The sequence below is a fragment of the Microbacterium sorbitolivorans genome (assembly GCF_003327285.1).
GTDB lineage: Bacteria > Actinomycetota > Actinomycetes > Actinomycetales > Microbacteriaceae > Microbacterium > Microbacterium sorbitolivorans.
On record NZ_KZ848473.1, the window covers coordinates 211,449 to 230,734 of the forward strand.

21 protein-coding genes are annotated in these 19,286 nt (G+C 66.2%); 10 read left to right on the forward strand and 11 right to left on the reverse strand.

Translation table 11 applies throughout. The annotated features are described in order from the left end of the window. The first annotated feature begins 85 nt into the window (after positions 1 to 85). On the forward strand, positions 86 to 421 hold the full coding sequence (locus DTO57_RS01000; RefSeq protein ID WP_114116370.1) for a DUF6804 family protein: 336 nt from the start codon (positions 86 to 88) through the stop codon (positions 419 to 421). A gap of 1,264 nt (positions 422 to 1,685) precedes the next feature. Here DTO57_RS01000 and qcrB read toward each other — a convergent pair. The 4 genes from qcrB to ctaE are packed head-to-tail and all read right to left on the reverse strand — an operon-like array spanning position 1,686 to position 5,949. After that, positions 1,686 to 3,359: a cytochrome bc1 complex cytochrome b subunit gene (qcrB, locus tag DTO57_RS01005; protein ID WP_114116371.1), complete on the reverse strand. Its 1,674-nt coding sequence runs from the start codon at positions 3,357 to 3,359 to the stop codon at positions 1,686 to 1,688. Next, on the reverse strand, positions 3,356 to 4,414 hold the full coding sequence (gene qcrA / locus DTO57_RS01010; RefSeq protein WP_114116372.1) for a cytochrome bc1 complex Rieske iron-sulfur subunit: 1,059 nt from the start codon (positions 4,412 to 4,414) through the stop codon (positions 3,356 to 3,358). The genes qcrB and qcrA overlap by 4 nt, the downstream gene beginning before the upstream one ends. Positions 4,415 to 4,449: 35 nt before the next feature. Further along, positions 4,450 to 5,259: a cytochrome bc1 complex diheme cytochrome c subunit gene (gene qcrC, locus DTO57_RS01015; RefSeq protein WP_114116373.1), complete on the reverse strand. Its 810-nt coding sequence runs from the start codon at positions 5,257 to 5,259 to the stop codon at positions 4,450 to 4,452. 21 nt (positions 5,260 to 5,280) lie between these two features. Then, the gene (gene ctaE, locus DTO57_RS01020; protein ID WP_114116374.1) at positions 5,281 to 5,949 is read right to left on the reverse strand and encodes an aa3-type cytochrome oxidase subunit III; all 669 of its coding nucleotides are present in this window, start codon (positions 5,947 to 5,949) and stop codon (positions 5,281 to 5,283) included. 176 nt (positions 5,950 to 6,125) lie between these two features. Between ctaE and trpD the strand changes: the two genes are divergently transcribed. From trpD to ilvA, 3 genes are read left to right on the forward strand one after another with little or no spacing between them, the layout of a single operon-like run. Then, the gene (trpD, locus tag DTO57_RS01025) at positions 6,126 to 7,187 is read left to right on the forward strand and encodes an anthranilate phosphoribosyltransferase (RefSeq protein ID WP_114116375.1); all 1,062 of its coding nucleotides are present in this window, start codon (positions 6,126 to 6,128) and stop codon (positions 7,185 to 7,187) included. 57 nt (positions 7,188 to 7,244) lie between these two features. Then, positions 7,245 to 7,811, forward strand: coding sequence for a LemA family protein (locus tag DTO57_RS01030; protein WP_114116376.1), 567 nt, complete (start codon positions 7,245 to 7,247; stop codon positions 7,809 to 7,811). Between the two features lie 29 nt (positions 7,812 to 7,840). Continuing rightward, on the forward strand, positions 7,841 to 9,082 hold the full coding sequence (gene ilvA, locus DTO57_RS01035) for a threonine ammonia-lyase (RefSeq protein ID WP_114116377.1): 1,242 nt from the start codon (positions 7,841 to 7,843) through the stop codon (positions 9,080 to 9,082). 64 nt (positions 9,083 to 9,146) lie between these two features. Here ilvA and greA read toward each other — a convergent pair whose 3' ends face one another. After that, positions 9,147 to 9,632 carry a transcription elongation factor GreA gene (greA, locus tag DTO57_RS01040; protein ID WP_114116378.1) on the reverse strand — a complete coding sequence of 162 codons (486 nt, stop codon included), beginning with the start codon at positions 9,630 to 9,632 and terminating at the stop codon, positions 9,147 to 9,149. Positions 9,633 to 9,685: 53 nt separating this feature from the next. Then, complete coding sequence (locus DTO57_RS01045; RefSeq protein WP_162785612.1) at positions 9,686 to 10,078, reverse strand: DUF4307 domain-containing protein; 393 nt, start codon at positions 10,076 to 10,078, stop codon at positions 9,686 to 9,688. An 83-nt stretch (positions 10,079 to 10,161) separates the two neighbouring features. Between DTO57_RS01045 and DTO57_RS01050 the strand changes: the two genes are divergently transcribed. Then, positions 10,162 to 10,395 carry a hypothetical protein gene (locus DTO57_RS01050; RefSeq protein WP_114116380.1) on the forward strand — a complete coding sequence of 78 codons (234 nt, stop codon included), beginning with the start codon at positions 10,162 to 10,164 and terminating at the stop codon, positions 10,393 to 10,395. Here DTO57_RS01050 and trhA read toward each other — a convergent pair. Continuing rightward, positions 10,382 to 11,071, reverse strand: coding sequence for a PAQR family membrane homeostasis protein TrhA (gene trhA / locus DTO57_RS01055; protein WP_114117234.1), 690 nt, complete (start codon positions 11,069 to 11,071; stop codon positions 10,382 to 10,384). The genes DTO57_RS01050 and trhA overlap by 14 nt on opposite strands. Before the next feature lie 101 nt (positions 11,072 to 11,172). Here trhA and DTO57_RS01060 point away from each other — a divergent pair, with 101 nt between their 5' ends. From DTO57_RS01060 to DTO57_RS01080, 5 genes are all read left to right on the forward strand, one after another. Continuing rightward, positions 11,173 to 11,991 carry an isoprenyl transferase gene (locus DTO57_RS01060; RefSeq protein WP_114116381.1) on the forward strand — a complete coding sequence of 273 codons (819 nt, stop codon included), beginning with the start codon at positions 11,173 to 11,175 and terminating at the stop codon, positions 11,989 to 11,991. 143 nt (positions 11,992 to 12,134) lie between these two features. Continuing rightward, positions 12,135 to 13,478, forward strand: coding sequence for an RNA 5'-3' helicase PhoH2 (gene phoH2 / locus DTO57_RS01065; protein ID WP_229730375.1), 1,344 nt, complete (start codon positions 12,135 to 12,137; stop codon positions 13,476 to 13,478). Positions 13,479 to 13,588: 110 nt separating this feature from the next. After that, positions 13,589 to 14,482, forward strand: coding sequence for a MetQ/NlpA family ABC transporter substrate-binding protein (locus tag DTO57_RS01070; protein WP_114116383.1), 894 nt, complete (start codon positions 13,589 to 13,591; stop codon positions 14,480 to 14,482). Between the two features lie 75 nt (positions 14,483 to 14,557). Then, positions 14,558 to 15,586: a methionine ABC transporter ATP-binding protein gene (locus DTO57_RS01075; RefSeq protein ID WP_114116384.1), complete on the forward strand. Its 1,029-nt coding sequence runs from the start codon at positions 14,558 to 14,560 to the stop codon at positions 15,584 to 15,586. Continuing rightward, on the forward strand, positions 15,586 to 16,254 hold the full coding sequence (locus tag DTO57_RS01080; RefSeq protein WP_114116385.1) for a methionine ABC transporter permease: 669 nt from the start codon (positions 15,586 to 15,588) through the stop codon (positions 16,252 to 16,254). Before DTO57_RS01075 ends, DTO57_RS01080 begins: the two co-directional genes overlap by 1 nt. Positions 16,255 to 16,314: 60 nt before the next feature. On the opposite strand, the gene DTO57_RS01085 is transcribed toward DTO57_RS01080, so the two are convergent. Genes DTO57_RS01085 through DTO57_RS01100 form a run of 4 tightly spaced genes read right to left on the reverse strand, consistent with a single transcriptional unit; the run spans position 16,315 to position 19,286 of the window. Continuing rightward, on the reverse strand, positions 16,315 to 17,703 hold the full coding sequence (locus tag DTO57_RS01085; RefSeq protein ID WP_114116386.1) for a class II fumarate hydratase: 1,389 nt from the start codon (positions 17,701 to 17,703) through the stop codon (positions 16,315 to 16,317). After that, positions 17,700 to 18,395, reverse strand: coding sequence for a carbonic anhydrase (locus DTO57_RS01090; protein ID WP_114116387.1), 696 nt, complete (start codon positions 18,393 to 18,395; stop codon positions 17,700 to 17,702). The genes DTO57_RS01085 and DTO57_RS01090 overlap by 4 nt, the downstream gene beginning before the upstream one ends. After that, the gene (locus tag DTO57_RS01095; RefSeq protein WP_114116388.1) at positions 18,388 to 19,053 is read right to left on the reverse strand and encodes a DUF4245 family protein; all 666 of its coding nucleotides are present in this window, start codon (positions 19,051 to 19,053) and stop codon (positions 18,388 to 18,390) included. Before DTO57_RS01095 ends, DTO57_RS01090 begins: the two co-directional genes overlap by 8 nt. Further along, positions 19,053 to 19,286: an exodeoxyribonuclease VII small subunit gene (locus tag DTO57_RS01100; protein WP_114116389.1), complete on the reverse strand. Its 234-nt coding sequence runs from the start codon at positions 19,284 to 19,286 to the stop codon at positions 19,053 to 19,055. The genes DTO57_RS01095 and DTO57_RS01100 overlap by 1 nt, the downstream gene beginning before the upstream one ends.

The window sequence follows — 19,286 nt, forward strand, 5'->3', positions numbered from 1 at the left end:
CAGCGGCCTCGGTCTTCGGACCGGGGCCGCTGTTGCGTTGTCTGCTGTTGTGCGTCTGCAAAGCATTGAATGATGGAATAGTGGCATGGCCTCGCGCGATCAGAACACCCCCGCCTTCCAGCGAAACGCACTGCTGCCCTCGTTCATCGCGGCGGCCGTGCTGTTCCTGGCCCCGGTGATCCTCAAAACCGACTGGTCGGCGATCGTGCTCTACGTCGTGGCGATCGGAGCCCTCATCGTGGGCTGGTTTGGCGTGCAGGCGAAGCAGTGGTGGTGGGGGATCATTTTCCTGGCCATCGCCGTGCTGTGGAACCCCGCGTTCCCCTTTGGCTTCGATGGCACGCCCTGGATGGTCGCCCAGTTCGCCGCCGCGGTCGTCTTCCTGGTTGCCGGCATCCTGATCAAGTCCCCGGCGGAGTAGCCGCGCGGCGGCGCCGCGGCTGCCTTCGGCGCCACGAATCTCGGAGATGTCACGAATCTCGGATCCGCCCCACGAATCCCCCCGACTCTCGTGATTCCTCCGATTCTCGTGCCGCGCAATCCACGCATCGGCACGCAGCCAGAGGCTCTGAACACGGCGACGGCCGAAATCTGACCCCCGATACCTCCGCGGATCCGCGCGCCCTGTCTCGACACGGCCGGTTCCGGATCCATATCTGCACCCGTGGGCGATGGTGCCGCGTGCGAGGCACACGCATCCAACGCCGAGCGGCCCTCACGGGCGCCTTAGCGGCCTGTGGAGCCTTAGAGCATACCAGCGGAGCCTCTGGGGACCTTGAGGGCGCTGACGGCGCGCACAGCCATCACGAGGCGCGGAGAAATCACGAGAATCGGAGCCTTGGCGCCGATAGGTCCGAGCCTCGTGATTTCTCCGACTTTTGTGACGTGCACTGCCGCGTTGCCGCAGGGGAGTAGTGGGTTCCCGCTGCGCCCGCCCGACGCGGCTGGACGAGGTATCCGCCAAGGCAGTCGGCAGGCGTCACAAGACTCGGAGAAATCACGAGAATCGGAGCCTTGGCGCCGATACGTCCGAGCCCCGTGATTTCTCCGATTTTCGTGCCGCGCACCACCGCGTTGCCGCGCACCACCGCGTTGCCGCGGGGGAGTAGTGGGTTCCCGTCGCGCCCGCGCGATGCGGTCGGACGAGGTATCCGCCATGGTCGCCGGCAGGCGTCACAAGACTCGGAGAAATCACGAGAATCGGAGCCTTGGCGCCGATAGGTCCGAGCCTCGTGATTTCTCCGACTTTCGTGCCGCGGGTGGTGAGCGAGCCCGCGGCGCATGTGTAGCGGCGCTTCCTGGCCAGTAGTGGCGCGTGGAGGGCTCCATCCCGGCTTACCGGGAGTAGAAGCGAGTATCGAGGCCTGAGGGGGCTGTGGCGTGCCTCGTGCGGGGCGTCGTTGAAGCGTCAGAGACTCGGAGAAATAACGAGGATCGGAGAGATAGCGCTCACAGTGCCGGGATCCGTGACTTCTCCGACTTTCGTGGGGCGGGGCGTCGTGCTGCGGGGGAGGGGAGGGCCGCGCACGCGTCACGAGGATCGGAGAAATCACGAGGATCGGAGGTCTGGCGCTCAGGCGGCCGAGACCCGTGATTTCTCCGACTTTTGTGGCAGGCACCCACGCATAGCAAAACGACTGGGCCCCGATCCAAGAAGGATCGGGGCCCAGTCGTAGGAGAGCGGCTTAGTGCTTCGAGTCGCCCGACTCGATGGCGTCGTGGCCGTGGTCGTCGTCACCGAGCTCGTGGAGCGCGTGCTCCTGGTGCTCGAGCGAGGCCTGGTACTCCGCGTTCGTGAGCGGCTGCAGGCGGTCCTCGAAGAACCAGCGCGACATGGCCGCACGGAACTTGCCCTTGATCTTGCCCTCGTCGTTCGGGCGAACGATGAGCGGCTCGAAGGTCTCGTCGGCAACGAGCTTCCAGCGCTCGTACTCGTCGACGGGCTTGTGGACTTCCTGGAACTCGCCACCGGGGAGGCGGACGATGCGGCCCGACTCGTAACCGTGGAGGACGATCTCGCGGTCCTTCTTCTGGAGCGCGATGCAGATGCGCTTCGTGATGAAGTACACGAGGATCGTGCCGAGGATCAGGCCGGCCTGCAGCGCGTGGATCACGCCCTCCATCGTGAGGCGGAAGTGCGTCGCGATGAGGTCGGACGATGCGGCGGCCCAGAGCATGGCGTAGAACCAGACACCGGCGGCACCGATCGCGGTACGCGTCGCGGCAGCGCGCGGGCGCTGGGCGATGTGGTGCTCGCGCTTGTCGCCCGTGATCCAACCCTCGATGAACGGGTAGATGGCCACCAGGATGATGAACACCACCAGGACGATCAGCGGGATGAGGATACCCATCGGGTAGACCTTGCCGGCGATGACCCAGTCGAGGTGCGGCGGCGCGAGGCGCAGCGCACCATCGGCAAAGCCGATGTACCAGTCAGGCTGGGTACCCGCGGAAACGGGGGAGGGGTCGTACGGGCCGTAGCCCCAGATCGGGTTGATCTGCACCAGCGACGCGATGAGCACGAGCGCACCGAAGACGATGAAGAAGAATCCACCCATCTTCGACATGTACACGGGCATCATCGGGAAGCCGACGACGTTCGTGTTCGTGCGGCCGGGGCCGGCGAACTGCGTGTGCTTGTTCACGATCATGAGCACAAGGTGAACCGCGATGAGCGCGATCACGATGAGCGGCAGGACCAGGATGTGCAGCGCGTAGAGGCGGCCGACGATGTCGTGGCCGGGGAACTCGCCGCCGAAGAGGAGGTACGAGATCCAGGGGCCGATGACCGGAACGGCCTTCAGCATGCCGTCGATGATGCGCAGACCGTTACCGGACAGAACGTCATCGGGGAGCGAGTATCCGGTGAAGCCCTCGGCCATGGCCAGGACGAACAGGATGAAGCCGACAACCCAGTTGAGCTCGCGCGGCTTGCGGAACGCACCGGTGAAGAACACGCGGAGCATGTGCACGCCGATACCGGCGACGAAAGTCAGCGCGGCCCAGTGGTGCAGCTGACGCACGAGCAGACCACCGCGGAGGTCGAAGCTGATGTGCAGCGTCGACTCCATGGCGACCGACATCGGGATGCCGCGCATCGGGTCGTAGGCGCCCGTGTAGTAGGTCTCGACCATCGAAGCCTGGAAGAAGAACGTCAGGAACGTTCCCGAGATCAGGACGACGACGAACGACCAGAGGGCGATCTCGCCGAGCATGAACGACCAGTGGTCGGGGAAGACCTTGCGTCCGAGAGCCTTAACGAGTCCCGACAGGCTGGTGCGCTCGTCGAGGTAGTTCGCGGTTGCTCCGACGAAGCGACCGCCGAGCGGTGCCTTCTTTTCTTCGGTAGCGGTACTCAACGGATCTCCCAGAAGCTCGGGCCGACGGGTTCGTGGAAGTCGCTCTGCGCGATCAGGTAGCCCTCGGCGTCAACCGTGATGGGCAGCTGGGGGAGCGGACGCGAGGCGGGGCCGAAGACAACCTTCGCCTCGTCCGACACGTCGAACTGCGACTGGTGGCAGGGGCACAGGAGGTGGTGCGTCTGCTGCTCGTACAGAGCAACGGGGCAACCGACGTGCGTGCAGACCTTCGAGTAGGCGACGATTCCGTCGTACGACCAGTCCTTGCGCTCACCGCGCTCGGTGAGCTGCTCCGGAGGCATGCGGACCATGAGGACCATGGCCTTGGCCTTCTCGTTGAGCATGCCGTCGTCGTGGCCCATCTCGAGGAGGGACTCGGGGATGACGTGGAAGGCGCTACCGAGCGTGACGTCCGAAGCCTTGATGCGCGTGCCGGAGGGGTCGCGGGTGAGGTGCTCACCCTTCTTCCACATCGTCTGCTTCAGCAGGTCAACGGGGCTGTTCTCGGCGTCGTGCGGTGCGAGACCGCGGAAGAGCGTGATGCCGGGGAGGACCGAGGCGATGACGGCTGCGAAGAGCGAGTTGCGGATCATCTTGCGACGACCGAAGCCCGACTCCTCGTCGGCGGTGCGGAACGCCTCGACGACCGCTGCGCGAGTCTCCTCGGAGCCGCGAGTCGTGTGACGCTCCTCGACGTGCTCCTTGTCGCTCATGAGGGTCTTCGACCAGTGGATCGCGCCGATACCGATCGCGAGCAGGGCGAAGGCGATGCCGAGACCGATGAACAGGTTGTTCTGACGGATCGACGTCATTTCCTGATCTTCGATCGGGAAGAGCATGTATGCGGCGACGGCCCAGATGCTCGCGGCGACCGAGATGTAGAAGAGCGTGTAAATCGTGCGCTCTGCCCGCTTCGCGGCCTTCGGATCAACGTCCGTCAGGCGTTCGCGGTGCGGGGGCAGACCCGGGTTCTGAACCGGATCGTCGATCGATACGGCGAGACCCGAAGAAGGAGTGAACTCCTTCAGGGCACCCTTCGAATCGTCGTGTTCCATCGTGCTCCTTGTCACGTCAAGATCTTCCGACATGCTTAGTTCGACTTCGCCGTGATCCAGACGGCAACGGCGATGAGACCACCGATACCGAAGATCCAGATGAACAGGCCCTCAGAGACGGGGCCGAGCGAGCCGAGCGTAAAGCCACCGGGGGCCTGCGCTTCCTGCTGGTAGAGCAGCGCCGAGATGATGTCGCGCTTGTCTTCCTCGGTGAGGTTCTGGTTGTTGAACACGGGCATGTTCTGGGGACCGGTCACCATTGCCGCGTAGATGTTCTCCGGCGTGGTGTCCATGATGTCCGGGGCGAACTTGCCCTGCGTCAGCGCACCACCGGCGGCGGCCACGTTGTGGCACATCGCGCAGTTGATGCGGAAGAGCTCGGCGCCGTGCGAGACGTCGCCGTTGCCGTCGGTGATGCGCGCGCTCGGCATCTCGGGGCCGGGGGCCACGGACTGCACGTAAGTCGCGATCGACGCGATCTGGTCGTCGGTGAACTGAACCGGCTTCTGATCGGCCTGCGGGCCGTTCATCTGCATTGGCATACGACCGGTCGACATCTGGAAGTGAACAGCGAGCTCACCGACGCCGTTGAGCGACGGGCCGTAGCCTTCGCGCCCCTCGAGGTCCATGCCGTGGCAGGTCGCACAGTTCGCCTGGAAGAGCGTTTCGCCCTCTTCGGCGGTTGCCTGGGTGGTCGTCGCGGTGGACTCGCCGGTCGCTGCGACGGCGGCGGACGCACCCGCGTAGATGCCTCCTGTCGCCAGGAGGCCAACGCCGATCAGAATCGCAGCGGCGAACGGGCTGCGGCGACCGCGGGCGCGGCGCTTCAATTTCTCTCGTGCCATGACGGTGGTCTAGCTCCGCTCTTACTTGATGAAATAGATGACGGCGAAGAGGGCGATCCACACGACGTCGACAAAGTGCCAGTAGTACGACACCACAACTGCGGTGGTGGCTTCCTTGTGCGTGAAGCGGCGCACAGCGAAGGCGCGGCCGAGCGTCAGCAGGAAGGCAATCAGACCGCCGGTGACGTGAAGGGCGTGGAAGCCGGTCGTCAGGTAGAAGGCGGATCCGTAGGGATCGCTCGACAGCGTGACACCCTCGGTGACGAGCTGGGCGTACTCCCAGACCTGACCGGACACGAAGATCGCGCCGAGCGCGAACGATGCCCAGAACCACGGGATCATGCCGATGCTCTTCCAACCCTGGCCCTTGATCGTGTGGGGCTGCAGGCGCTCTGCGGCCCAAACACCGAACTGGCAGGTCACGGAAGAGAGCACGAGGATGATCGTGTTCACCAGTGCAAAGGGCACGTTCAGGTTCGAAGTCTGCTCTTCCCAGAGACCGGGAGAGGTGCTTCGAAGCGTGAAGTAAATGGCAAAGAGGCCCGCGAAGAACATCACTTCAGAGCCGAGCCACACGATGGTGCCAACAGCGACACTGTCGGGGCGCTTCACCGTTCTGGGCGCAGGGGCATACGTAGCTGGGGTCGTCACCCTTTCATTATGGCCGATAACCCGCGCGTTTTTTTGCATCAAGGGGGAAGGTAGGCGACCCTTACCAGCTATGTTCTGGCCGTGAATGCCCTTGGGAGAGGGTGCGAAATGGCAGGTCACACCGAGAGAATGAGCTATCGGCCGGGTGAATCTGATCGCCTCCTGACAACTTCTACGACGTGTCGAGAAGTTCGTGGTGCCCTACTGTTACCTATATGACGCAGTCGACCTGGCCCGAGATTCTGACAACCGCGCTCTCTGGTGAGGACCTCACCGTGTCGCAGGCCGAGTGGGCGATGCGCCAGGTGATGCAGGGCGAGGCAACTGACGCGCAGCTCGGTGGTCTGCTGATGGCTCTGCGCGCCAAGGGCGAGTCGGTGACCGAGGTGATTGGATTCCGCGACGCGATCCTCGACGCGGCCATCCCGCTGCCCGTGGATCCCAACGTGCTCGACATCGTCGGCACGGGCGGTGACCGCTACGGCACGTTTAACATCTCGTCGACGGCATCGATCATCGTCGCCGCGTGCGGGATCCCCGTCGTGAAGCACGGAAACCGCGCCGTGAGCTCGAAGGCCGGATCCAGTGACGTGTTGAGCGCGCTCGGGATCGACTTGCGCCTCGCGCCGGAGGCGGTCGCGCGAGTGCTCGACGACGCCGGCATCACCTTCGCGTGGGCCGCCGCGTTCCACCCGGGCTTCAAGCACGCTTCGGGTGTGCGCGCCGAGCTCGGCGTGCCGACCGTCTTCAACTTCCTTGGCCCGCTCGTCAACCCCGCCCGCGCCGAGGCGAACGCCGTCGGCGTCGCGTCGCTCGACGTGGTGCCGATCATCACGGGAGTCTTCCGCACCCGCGGCGCCACGGCGCTCGTTTTCCGTGGCGAGGACGGCCTTGACGAGATGACGACGACGGGCTACAGCCGCATCTGGCAGATCGCCAACGGCGACATGCACGAGTTCGACATCCACCCGCGCGACCTTGGGATCCCGACGGCCAAGATTGACGACCTGATCGGCGGCACGCCGGACGAGAACGCCGAGACGCTGCGCCGGATCCTCGCGGGGGAGCAGGGCCCCGTCCGCGACATCGTGCTGCTGAACGCGGCCGCCGGCATCGTCGCATACCGCCTGTCGCAGGATCCGGCGCAGGCCGATCGCAACATGATCCAGCGCCTGGCGGAGGCCCGTGACGAGGCGGCCGCCGCGATCGACGACGGCCGGGCGACGGCGAAGCTTGAATCTTGGATCACGGCATCGACGAGCGCGGGCGCGGCTTGAGCCAAGCGCTCAGGCGCCGTGCATACGATGGTTTGACGTGATTCGAGAGGACTGCGCATGGAGTGGCTCGTACCGGTAGCGATCGTCGTTGCCGTCGTGGTGATTGCCGGAATCTATCTCTGGGCGACGTACAAGTCGCTCGTGTCGCTCGGCGCCCGCGTCGACGACGCGTGGGGTGATATCGAGGCGCAGTTGCGCACGCGCGCGGATCTCGTGCCGGGCCTCGTCGAGTCGGTCGAGGGGCACGCATCGCACGAGCGGGCCCTGCTCGATAACGTGACGCAGGCGCGTTCCGATTCGCTCGGCGCGACGACGCCCATGGCCGCAAGCCGGGCCGAGAGCCGCATGCAGCAGTCGCTGCAGGGGCTGTTCGCGGTCGTCGAAGGCTATCCGGCCCTGCAGTCGAGCCAGAACTACCTGCAGCTCCAGGGCAAGCTCGTCGAGACCGAGGACGAGATCCAGGCCTCCCGCCGCGTGTACAACGGCGGCGTGCGCGAGCTCAACGTCAAGATCAAGCAGTTCCCCAACACCCTCTTCGCCAAGGGGCTGGGGCTCACCGAGCGTGAATTCTTCGAGGACGAAGATGCCGCCAGCGTGCGCCAGCCGCCTCGCGTGCAGTTTTAGTACCGGCATCACGACACCGAGGAGGATGGATGACGAACGTCGAGCTCCCGACGCTTGCGGAGTTTGAGGAGGCGGCCGCGGGCCTGGCCCCGGTGATCGAACGCACGCCGATTCAGTTTTCGCAGCACCTGACCGACCTGCTCGGTCAGAGGGTCGTCATGAAGCTGGAAAACCTCCAGCGAACCGGATCCTTCAAGGTGCGCGGTGCGACCCACCGGCTTTCACGGCTCACCGAGAGCGAGCGCGCCCGCGGCGTGGTGGCTGCCTCGGCCGGCAACCACGCGCAGGGTGTCGCGCTCGCGGCCCAGCAGCTCGGGATCAAGGCGACGATCTACATGCCTCTCGGCGTTCCGGTGCCGAAGCTTCTCGCGACGCGCGGCTACGGGGCCGAGGTCGTCCTCGCGGGCGATGGCGTCGAGACGGGCCTCCAGCTTGCCCTCGAGCACGCCGAGCGCGAGGGTGCCGTGATGATCCACCCTTACGACCACCGCGACATCATCGTCGGCCAGGGCACCCTGGGTGTCGAGTTCCTCGAGCAGGCTCCCGACCTCGAGACGCTCGTCGTTGGCATCGGGGGCGGCGGCCTCATCGCGGGCGTCGCGGCTGCGGCGAAGGCGAAGGCCGCCGCGCAGGCCGAGGGGCGCGAGGTGCGGATCATCGGCGTGCAGGCGGAGAACGCGGCGCCCTATCCCGTGTCGCTCGAGGCCGGCGAGCCCATCACCGTGACCGTGGAGCCGACGATCGCCGACGGCATCAAGGTCGCCCGCCCTGGCGACATCCCGTTCTCGATGATCCGCGGCCTCGTGGACGAGGTCGTGACGGTATCGGAGGACGACATTGCCCGCGCACTACTCGCCCTGCTCGAGCGGGCGAAGGTCGTCGTCGAGCCAGCGGGCGCCGTGGGCGTCGCCGCGATCATGGCCGGGAAGATCCGCGCTAAGGGCACGACAGGCGTCATCCTCTCGGGCGGCAACATCGACCCGCTCCTGATGCAGCGAATCGTCGCGCATGGACTCGCGGCCGCCGGCCGCTACCTGACCGTCCTGATCCCGCTGCCGGACCGCCCCGGCCAGCTCGTGCACGTCTCGGAGACGCTGGCACAGGCCGGCGCGAACGTCATCGAGGTCTCGCACACCCGCCACGGACAGGGCCTGCAGATCAGCGAGGTGATGCTGCAGATCTCGGTCGAGACCCGCGGTGAGGAGCACCGCCAGCTTGTGCTCGAGGCTCTGCGCTCCGCCGGCTTCCGCCCGCAGGTCGTGCAGGACTAGGGCGCAAAAAGCCGGGGGCCGGATCCACTGGATCCGGCCCCCGGCTTTTTGGTGCGCGGCTTGTTTAGCCAGTGAACGTCTCGACGGCGACGATCTCGACGGGGATCGACTTGCCGTTGGGGGCCTGATAGGAGCCCTTTTCGCCGACCTTCATGCCGTTGATGGCGGTGCCGAGCGGGCTCTGCTCGCTGTACACGTCGAGGTCGGTGCCGCCGGCGATCTCGCGGCTACCGAGCAGGAACTTCTCCTCGTCGCCGAAGATGATCGCCGTGATCACGGTGCCGGGGCGCACGACGCCGTCGGCCTCGGGCGCCTCGCTGATCTTCGCGTCCTTCAGCATGGCGGTGAGCTGGCGGATCCGCATCTCCTGCTTGCCCTGCTCGTCCTTCGCGGCGTGGTATCCGCCGTTCTCACGGAGGTCGCCCTCTTCGCGAGCCGCCTCGATACGCTTCGCGATCTCCTCACGCCCGGTCGTCGAGAGGTGCTCGAGCTCGGCGGCGAGGCGGTCGTATGCCTCCTGGGTGAGGAAAGGCGTGGTCTCATCAGACACGATGAATCTCCTTACACAGATCTACTGATCCGATGGTGGGTATCCGGGTGAATCTACCGGACGAAGCAGGAAACGACGTGACCGGTCGTGGCCGTGTCGACGGTGCGGACCGTCGTGGAGTGCTCGCTCGACAACGAGTCCGACTCCGGCACATCGACGATCTCCCAGCCGACCTTCGCGAAGCTCTCGTCGAGCGCCTCGATGACGCAGACGGCCTCATCGTCGGTCGGGATCGTGACGCGGTAGTGCACGTCGACGTGTCCGCTATCGACGACCTCGAAGCCGAGATCATCGAAGCCCACGTTGGCGCGGGACTTCTGCACGACCGTCCACCCGATGCCCACGACAGCGACGAGCCCGATGATCGCGGCGATGCCGATCCACAATCGTGTCGTGGATCGCTTCGTGCGCCCGTATCGGTCGTCGAGCTCTGCCTGGGTGGTCACGCGCACCTCTCAGCCGGTGGGGAAGGGGGAGGAATAGGGTAGTACTGTTCCAAGATTAGCCGTCGTAAACCAGGAGTTCCTCGATGTCGTTCCTTTCCAGCACTCCGGTTCCGACACCGTCGCCGACGATTGACCCCGCGCTCGTGACGCCGGGAACGGCGGGCTGGATCGTCGTTGTGCTCCTCGCGGTCGCCGTCGCGCTGCTTGCGATCGACATGCTGCGACGCGTGCGCCGCGTGAAGTACCGCGAGGAAATCAACGAGGCCCTCGACGCCGAGCAGGCTGCCGCCGAGGACGGAGACGTCAGCCCGCGTTAAACGCGGGGTTGAGCGCGATCAGCAGTGCGCCACTCCAGTGGCAGAGGAATGCCAGCACGGTGCACACATGGAAGATCTCGTGGAAGCCGAAGTGGTTCGGCCACGGGTTCGGCTTCTTGAGCGCGTAGACGACCGCGCCGCCCGAGTAAAGCACTCCGCCGATGACGACCAGAATCATCATGGGCAGGCTCGCGCGGAACAACTGCGGCATGTACATCACGGCGGCCCAACCGAGCACGAGATAGAGCGCGACGTAGAGCCAGCGCGGCGCGCCGATCCATAGCACGCGGAACAGGATCCCGAGGATCGCGCCGCCCCAGACGAGGCAGAGCAGCAGGAAACCCTCGCTCGGCGGGAGCGCGAGCACGCCGATGGGCGTGTAGGTTCCGGCGATCAGCAGCAGGATGTTCGCGTGGTCGATGCGCTTGAGGATGGCCTTCGTGCGCGGCTTCCAGTTGAAGCGGTGATAGACGGCGGAGTTTCCGAAGAGGAGCAGCGACGACGCCATGAAGACCGCCGATGCCCACTTCGCAGGCGTGCCGTGCGCGAGGCAGATCAGCACGATTCCGGCCGCGAGCGCGACGGGCGCCGTTCCGGCATGGATCCAGCCGCGCCAGCTCGGTTTGATCTCGGCGGCGAGCGGCGCGTCGGCCTCGATGAGCGGAAGACGGGGCATGCGGGCGCCGTCTGCGGGGGATTCGGGCGTCTCGTGGCTCTCCATCTGATGAGCGTACGACGCCTCGTATGCCCCAAGCGACACATGCGGCCTCTCGACTGATGTCCGGCGAACGGGGGTATCGTCAAGGAGTGGTTAGCAGCTCGGGTTCTAACGAGGGCAAAGGTCCCCTCTACCGCCTCTATGGCTCGCGTCTTCGACGCCAGATTTCTCCCGAGCGCGTGCCACAGCATGTCGCGATGATGATCGATGGCAATCGGCGCTGGGCACGCCAGCTGGGCTTCGAGACGGCGGCGCACGGACACCGCGCGGGCGCCGAAAAGATGGTCGAGTTTCTCAATTGGTGCGACGAGCTCGGCATCAAGGTCGTCACGCTCTACCTGCTGTCGAACGACAATGTTCTGAAGCGCGATCGCGCCGAGCTGCAGGATCTGATCCAGATCATTAGCGACCTCGCGGGTCGCCTCGCGCGGCGGGGCGAGTGGCGCGTGCAGCACGTGGGCCGTGAGGACAACCTGCCGGCGTCGCTCCTCGAGTCGCTCCAGGAGGCCGCAGAGCTGACCAAAGGCAATGGTGGCCTGCACGTGAACCTCGCGGTGGGCTACGGCGGCCGGTACGAGATCGTCGACGCCATGCGCAAGATCATCGCGAAGCACGCCGACAACGGAGGAACGCTCGAGGAACTCGGCGCGACCCTCACGCCCGAGATCATCGGCGAGCACCTCTACACGGGCGGGCAGAAGGATCCGGATCTCGTGATCCGCACCTCGGGGGAGCAGCGGCTCAGCGACTTCCTCCTGTGGCAGAGCGCGCACAGCGAGTTCTACTTCCTCGAGGCTCTCGGGCCCGACCTGCGCAAGGTCGACTTCCTGCGCGCGATCCGCGATTACGGATCCCGCGACCGCCGATTCGGGAAGTGACCGGGCCGACCCCGGCCGCGCCGAAGTAAACGGCGCGTGAAGTTTCACCGCACCCCGTTCCGAATCACACCGGTGTGATTTACGTTCGAGTCATCAGGCACGGCGCCCGATGAAGGGATGTGGAAATCATGACCACAGACACCATGAAGACCGGCCGGAGGCGCGCGTCGACGGCGAGCCGGGAGTCGAAGAGTGTGCTTCGCACTTACGTGCTGGATACCTCGGTTCTGCTGAGTGATCCGCGCGCGCTGTTCCGCTTTGCGGAGCACTCGGTGGTGATTCCGATCGTGGTGATCACCGAGCTCGAGGGCAAGCGGCACGACCCCGAGATCGGCTACTTTGCGCGGCAGGCGCTGCGCCACCTCGACGATCTGCGCGTCGAACACGGCCGCCTCGACTTCGCGGTGCCGACCGATGGCGGCGGCACGATCCGCGTCGAGCTGAACAGCTCGGATCAGTCGGTGCTGCCGAGCGGCATGCGACAGGGCGACAACGACGCGCGGATCCTCGCCGTCGCCGCGAACCTCGCGGGCGACGGGCAGTGGGTCACGATCGTGTCGAAGGATGTGCCGATGCGCGTCAAGGCCGCATCTCTCGGTCTCGAGGCGGAGGAGTACCTCGCTGAGCAGGCCGTCGACTCGGGCTGGACCGGCACGGCAAACCTCGCGATCTCGGCCGACGAGATGAGCGACCTGTACGAGACCGAGATCGGCCGCCACGACGACGTGCGCGACCTGCCCGTGAACACGGGCCTCGTGATCTCGTCCGAGCGCGGATCCGCCCTCGCCCGCATCACGGGAACGGGCGGCGAGTTCAGCCTCGTCCGCGGCGACCGCGACGTCTTCGGCCTCAACGGCCGCTCGGCGGAGCAGCGGATCGCGATCGACCTGCTCCTGGATCCGTCGATCGGGATCGTGTCGCTCGGCGGGCGCGCCGGAACCGGAAAGTCGGCGCTCGCGCTCTGCGCGGCGCTGGAGGCGGTGCTCGAGCGTCAGCAGCAGAAGAAGATCATCGTGTTCCGCCCGCTTTTCGCGGTCGGCGGCCAGGACCTCGGCTACCTGCCGGGTGACCAGGGCGACAAGATGAGCCCGTGGGGGCAGGCGGTCTTCGACACGCTCGGATCCGTCGTGTCGGACAACGTCGTCGACGAGGTGATGCAGCGCGGCCTGCTCGAGGTGCTGCCGCTCACGCACATCCGCGGTCGCTCGCTCCACGACGCGTTCGTCATCGTCGACGAGGCGCAGTCGCTTGAGCGCAACGTGCTGCTCACGGTGCTCAGCCGCATCGGCCAGAACGCGCGCGTGGTGCTGACGCACGACGTGCAGCAGCGCGATAACCTGCGCGTCGGTCGCCACGACGGCATCGCGAGCGTTATCGAGACGCTGAAGGGGCACGAGCTGTTCGGGCACGTCACGCTCACGCGATCCGAGCGCAGCGACATCGCGGCCCTCGTCACGAGCCTGCTGGAGGAGGGCGAGCTCGGCTGACAATTGCGTTCTGTGTCGATCGATGTCGCTCTGTGTCGGTCGATTCCTCGTCAGGTGTGCGCGGTGCTTACCGTAGATCTACACAGCACACTTGACGAGGAGAACTCATCATGGCCCGTTTCACCCGCGCTCTTGCGCCGCTCGTAATTCTTGGCGCCCTCGCTACCGCCGGCTGCGCCGGAGGCGACGACAGCGTCGCCGAGGGCACCAGCGACGACCCGATCAAGCTCGGTGTCGTTGGTGCGTCGGATCCGTACTGGGCCCTCTACGAGACGGCCGTCGAGGATGCGGGCATCGACCTTGAGATCGTCGACTTCTCGGACTACGCGCTGCTGAACCCGGCGCTGAGCGACGGTGAGCTCGACATCAACCAGTTCCAGCACATCCAGTACCTCGCCGACTACAACGTGCACAACGACGATGACCTGCAGCCGATCGGCGCGACCGCGATCTACCCGCTGGGCCTCTACTCGACGCAGTACGACTCGGTCGACGCCATCCCGGACGGCGCCACCGTCGTCGTGCCGAACGACACCGTGAACCAGGCGCGCGGCCTGCTCGTGCTGCAGAGCGCCGGCCTCATCTCGCTGAAGGACGGCGGAAACGCCACCTCGACGCTGCAGGACATCGAGGACGGCTCGCGCGTCGAGGTCCAGGCGCTTCAGGCCGACCTGACCGTGACCTCGCTCAGCGATGCCGCCGCCGCGATCGTCAACAACGACTTCCTCGACTCGGCCGGACTCGAGGGCGGCGACGCGCTCTTCGCCGACGACCCGAGCGACCCCAGCGCGCTTCCCTACGTCAACGTCTTCGCCGTCCGCAGCGCCGATGTTGACAACGAGACGCTGAACCAGCTCGTCGACATCTACCAGTCGACGCAGGACGTTCTCGACGCCGTGCAGGAGCAGTCGGGCGGCACCGCGGTGTTCTCGACGACGCCGCGCGAAGACCTGCAGGCTTCGCTTGAAGAGACCGAGAAGGCAATCTCCGAGCTCGACAAGTAATCTAGTATCGTGCGCGGACCGATGGTGTCGGTCCGCGCACGACGCGTTTATGCACGACAAATCACCCAGGATCGCATGGCCTACATCGACATCTCCAACGTCTCGAAGACGTATCCCCCTCAGAACCGCCGCGGCAGCTCCGTCACGGCGGTCGACGACGTCTCGCTCGGCATCGAGCGCGGAGACATCTTTGGGGTGATCGGCTATTCGGGAGCGGGTAAGTCGACGCTTGTGCGTCTCATCAACGGCCTCGAGCCGGTGACGAGCGGCTCGATCTTCATCGACGGCGTCGACGTCGCGCGCCTCTCGGGCCGTGAGCTGCGCGAAACGCGCCGGCGGATCGGGATGATCTTTCAGCGGTTCAACCTCCTGCGTTCGCGCACCATCCGCGGCAACGTCGCCTATCCGCTCGAGGTCGCGGGGCTCTCGCGCGCGGAACGCGACGCGCGCACCGACGAGCTCCTCGCGTTCGTGGGTCTGGCCGACAAGGCCGACGCGTATCCGGAGCAGCTCTCGGGTGGCCAGCAGCAGCGCGTGGGAATCGCGCGTGCGCTCGCGGCGCACCCCGACATCCTCCTCGCCGACGAGGCGACGAGCGCGCTGGATCCGGAGACGACCGACGAGGTTCTGGACCTGCTCGCGCGCGTGAATCGCGAGCTGGGAGTGACGATCGTCGTCATCACCCATGAGATGGACGTCATCGCGCGAATCGCGAATCGCGTGGCGGTCATGGAGAAGGGCCGGGTCGTCGAGCACGGCGAGACCTACGACGTCTTCACGCGCCCGAAGACCCAGACGGCGCGCAAGTTTGTCGGCACGGTCGTGCGGGCGCTGCCCGAGGGCGACGCGCTCACGGCGCTGCGCGCGAAGCACGACGGGCGGCTGTTCACGATCTCCTTCACCGACGAGGGAGTGTCAGAGGCCCGCGTGTTCGGAGCGCTGGCCCGTGCCGGCATCGACTTCAATCTCGTTCACGGTGGCGTCGACGACATTCAGGGCCGGGTATACGGCCTGCTGACGATTGCCGTGCGCGGCGACGCGGCGGCCGTGCGCGAGGCGATGGCCGGAATCGGGCCAGCCGTGACGATCGCGGAGGTCGCGTGATGGATCTGCTCAACGACATTCTCGATAAGGCACCCCTGCTGCTGCAGGAGACTGGCACGACACTCTGGCTCGTCGCGGGCGGCCTGCTCTTCGGCGGTCTCGCCGGCCTCATCATCGGCACCGCGATCACGGTGACGCGGCGCGGCGCGATCCTCGAACAGCCGATCGTGTTCTGGATCCTCAACATCCTGGTGAATACGTTCCGCCCGGTGCCGTTCATCATCCTGCTGGTCGCGCTCCAGCCGCTCGCGCGAATCATCATCGGCAAGGGCATCGGCAACGAGATGATCATCTTCTCGGTGTCGATCGCCGCGACCTTCGGCATCGCGCGCATCGTCGAGCAGAATCTCGTGACGGTGGATCCCGGCGTCATCGAGGCCGCTCGCGCCATGGGAGCGGGACCCTGGCGCATCATCCGCACCGTGATCCTGCCCGAGGGGCTCGGCCCGCTGATCCTGGGCTACACGTTCGCGACGGTCGCGATCATCGACATGACCGCGGTCGCGGGCATCGCCGGTGGCGACGGCCTCGGTAACTACGCCCTCACGTACGGCTTCCGCCAGTTCGACAACGTCGCCATGTTCAGCGCGCTCGTCGTGATCATCATCATCACGCAGGTCGTTCAGGCGCTCGGTAACTGGCTGGCACGCCTCGTGCTTCGCCGCTAATCGGATACGCGAAAGGGCGGGCCAGGATGTGGATCCTGGCCCGCCCTTTGTGCATCGTGCTTAGCCCGCGTGGGTCATGCTGAGCAGGTCGAGCTTCTCGTCGAGCTGCTCGATCGTGAGCTCGCCGCGCTCGACGTAGCCGAGGTCGATGACGGCCTCGCGCACCGTGATGCCCTTGGCGACCGAGTGCTTCGCGATCTTCGCGGCGGCCTCGTAGCCGATGAGCTTGTTCAGCGGCGTGACGATCGACGGGCTCATGCCGGCGAGGGCTGTGACGCGCTCGACGTTGGCCTTGAGGCCGTCGACGGCCTTGTCGGCCAGCACGCGCGACGCGTTTGCGAGGAGGCGGATCGACTCGAGCAACGCGGTGCCCATAACCGGGATTGCGACGTTGAGCTCAAAGGCGCCCGAGGCACCGGCCCAGGCGACGGTGGCGTCGTTACCGATGACGCGCGCGCACACCATGAGGGTTGCCTCGGGGAGCACGGGGTTGACCTTGCCGGGCATGATCGACGAGCCGGGCTGGAGGTCGGGGATGTGTATCTCGCCGAGGCCCGTGTTGGGGCCCGAGCCCATCCAGCGCAGGTCGTTGTTGATCTTCGTCAGCGAGACGGCGATCGTGCGCAGGGCGCCCGACGCCTCGACGAGACCGTCGCGGTTCGCCTGGGCCTCGAAGTGGTCGACGGCCTCGGTTAGCGGCAGACCCGTCTCGGCGACGAGGTTCGCGATGACCTTCTGCGGGAAGCCCTTGGGGGTGTTGATGCCCGTACCGACGGCCGTGCCTCCCTGGGGAACCTCGGCGACGCGGGGGAGGGCCGCCTCGACGCGCTCGATGCCGAGACGCATCTGGCGGGCGTAGCCGCCGAACTCCTGGCCAAGCGTCACGGGCGTCGCGTCCATGAGGTGGGTGCGGCCCGACTTGACGACCGACTTCCACTCTTCGGCCTTGCGCTCGAACGACTTCGCGAGGTGGTCGAGGGCGGGGACGAGGTCGGTGATGAGCGCCTCGGTCACGGCAACGTGAACCGACGTCGGGAACACGTCGTTCGACGACTGCGACGCGTTGACGTGGTCATTCGGGTGCACCTCGCTACCGAGCTTCTCGGTCGCGAGGGTCGATAGGACCTCGTTCATGTTCATGTTCGAGCTCGTGCCCGAACCCGTCTGGTAGGTGTCGACCGGGAACTGGGCGTCGTACTCGCCCGTCACGACCTGGTCGGCGGCCCAGGCGATCGCGTCGGCGATGTCGCCGTCGAGCGTGCCGAGATCCTTGTTCGCGAGGGCGGCAGCCTTCTTGATGCGGGCGAGCGCGGCGATGTGGCGCGACTCGAGGCCCTTGCCGGAAATGGGGAAGTTCTCGACGGCGCGCTGGGTCTGCGCACGGTAAAGCGCGTCAACGGGGACGCGCACCTCACCCATGGTGTCGTGCTCGATACGGTATTCGGTCACTTCAGCGCTCCTTCATCGTGGGCGGTGGGTGTGGTTTCGGTCACGGTGTCGTCCGCGATTCCGAGCATGACGTCAGGGACAGCGGTGCCCTCGGCGAGACGGTAGTTTGCTCCCACGATGCCCAATGTGCCGTTCTCGACACCGGCCTTGATCATGTCGGAAGAGTGCATGAGCGCTTTGATCGTGTCGCGCAGGTGTTCCTGGCCGACGCGCCATGCATCGAGGGGCTCTCCGGTGCGGCCCGCCGCGATCTGCTCCTGGCGCACGCGGCGCGCGGCAGGAACGATCGGAGAGACCTGGCGCCATATTGACGGCGCGATGACGGGAGCGTCGGGCTCGAGGCTCTGGATCGCTGCCGCGACGGCGCCGCACGAGTCGTGGCCGAGCACGACGATGAGGGGGACGTCGAGGATATCGACCGCGTACTCGATGGTGCCCATGATGGACTCGCCGGTCACCTGGCCCGCGTTGCGAACGACGAACAGGTCGCCGAGGCCGAGGTCGAAGATGATCTCAGCAGCCAGGCGCGAGTCACTGCACCCGAAAAGCACGGCCAGTGGCTTCTGGCCCTCGGCGAGGTCCTCGCGGCGGGCGACGTCCTGGTGGGGGTGTGCGGGTGCGCCGGCGACGAATCGTCGGTTACCGTCCTGCATCCGTTGCCAGGCCTGCGTAGGGGTAAGACGGTCACTCATGTGTGGCCCCTTCCTGCTGCAAAGCAGCAATATCGTCAGCGACATGCTCGGCGAGCTGCGCCGTGATCTCCGCCGAAGCGGAGCCGTAGAGGAGAACGAAGTCGGTGCCGGCCTGCACACCGAGCGCGTACGAGATGTTGCTCGTCGACGACGGATCCTTCACGACGTATTCCGTGAATTCGACGCCGTCGATCGTGACGGTGCCCGTCGGCTGGGTGCCGCGGAGCGCCTGAGCGGCCCACACCTCGTCGGCGTCGAACGCCTGAGCGAAGCGGATGTACGCGTGGCCGGCGTCGGGGATCGAGTTGTAGTTGATCGTCCACACCGACGGCGAGCCGGGCTCGATCTCGGCGATGTTCATCGTCCACCCCTCCGGGGCGTCGGGCGTGACGACGGTGCGCTCGTACTGGTCGGCGACCTGAGAGGCGATCTCTGCCACGTCGGGCTGGGGCGCGTTGTCGACCTCGCCGCGAGGGACGATGAAGTAAACGACCGCGACGATCGCCAGGCTCACGACAAGCGCGAAGATGAGGTTCTTGAAGCTCTGGCTCTGCCGGTAGTTGCGCGAATTCTCGGCCTTGCGGGCCGCGGTCTCCTCGGGTGTCTCGGGGCGGCCGAGGTGCGCGGCGATGCGCGGTTCTGCGTTGCGGCGCGCCATTAGTTGTCGCCCTCCGCTGCCTTGTCGGACGCGGCCTTGGCCTCGTCGAGGCGGCGCTTCGCGCCGAGCAGCCACTCCTCGCAGCGGGCGGCGAGTGCCTCGCCTCGTTCCCACAGCGCGAGAGACTGTTCGAGGGACGACGCCCCCTGCTCGAGTTCGGAAACAACGCGGACGAGTTCGTCGCGGGCTTGCTCGAACGAGAGCTCCTGGATGTCGGGGAGAGAAGCAGTCAT

Bases quoted from the DNA above. Each gene is read 5' to 3' on its own strand.
- DTO57_RS01100 (WP_114116389.1), bottom strand. From the start codon at position 19,286: ATGACTGCTTCTCTCCCCGACATCCAGGAGCTCTCGTTCGAGCAAGCC.
- DTO57_RS01030 (WP_114116376.1), top strand. From the start codon at position 7,245: ATGGAGTGGCTCGTACCGGTAGCGATCGTCGTTGCCGTCGTGGTGATT.
- DTO57_RS01080 (WP_114116385.1), top strand. From the start codon at position 15,586: ATGGATCTGCTCAACGACATTCTCGATAAGGCACCCCTGCTGCTGCAG.
- DTO57_RS01090 (WP_114116387.1), bottom strand. From the start codon at position 18,395: ATGAGTGACCGTCTTACCCCTACGCAGGCCTGGCAACGGATGCAGGAC.
- qcrC (WP_114116373.1), bottom strand. From the start codon at position 5,259: ATGGCACGAGAGAAATTGAAGCGCCGCGCCCGCGGTCGCCGCAGCCCG.
- phoH2 (WP_229730375.1), top strand. From the start codon at position 12,135: ATGAAGACCGGCCGGAGGCGCGCGTCGACGGCGAGCCGGGAGTCGAAG.
- ilvA (WP_114116377.1), top strand. From the start codon at position 7,841: ATGACGAACGTCGAGCTCCCGACGCTTGCGGAGTTTGAGGAGGCGGCC.
- DTO57_RS01060 (WP_114116381.1), top strand. From the start codon at position 11,173: ATGTCCGGCGAACGGGGGTATCGTCAAGGAGTGGTTAGCAGCTCGGGT.
- DTO57_RS01075 (WP_114116384.1), top strand. From the start codon at position 14,558: ATGGCCTACATCGACATCTCCAACGTCTCGAAGACGTATCCCCCTCAG.
- ctaE (WP_114116374.1), bottom strand. From the start codon at position 5,949: ATGCAAAAAAACGCGCGGGTTATCGGCCATAATGAAAGGGTGACGACC.
- DTO57_RS01070 (WP_114116383.1), top strand. From the start codon at position 13,589: ATGGCCCGTTTCACCCGCGCTCTTGCGCCGCTCGTAATTCTTGGCGCC.
- DTO57_RS01050 (WP_114116380.1), top strand. From the start codon at position 10,162: ATGTCGTTCCTTTCCAGCACTCCGGTTCCGACACCGTCGCCGACGATT.
- DTO57_RS01095 (WP_114116388.1), bottom strand. From the start codon at position 19,053: ATGGCGCGCCGCAACGCAGAACCGCGCATCGCCGCGCACCTCGGCCGC.
- DTO57_RS01000 (WP_114116370.1), top strand. From the start codon at position 86: ATGGCCTCGCGCGATCAGAACACCCCCGCCTTCCAGCGAAACGCACTG.
- qcrA (WP_114116372.1), bottom strand. From the start codon at position 4,414: ATGGAACACGACGATTCGAAGGGTGCCCTGAAGGAGTTCACTCCTTCT.
- trhA (WP_114117234.1), bottom strand. From the start codon at position 11,071: ATGCCCCGTCTTCCGCTCATCGAGGCCGACGCGCCGCTCGCCGCCGAG.
- trpD (WP_114116375.1), top strand. From the start codon at position 6,126: ATGACGCAGTCGACCTGGCCCGAGATTCTGACAACCGCGCTCTCTGGT.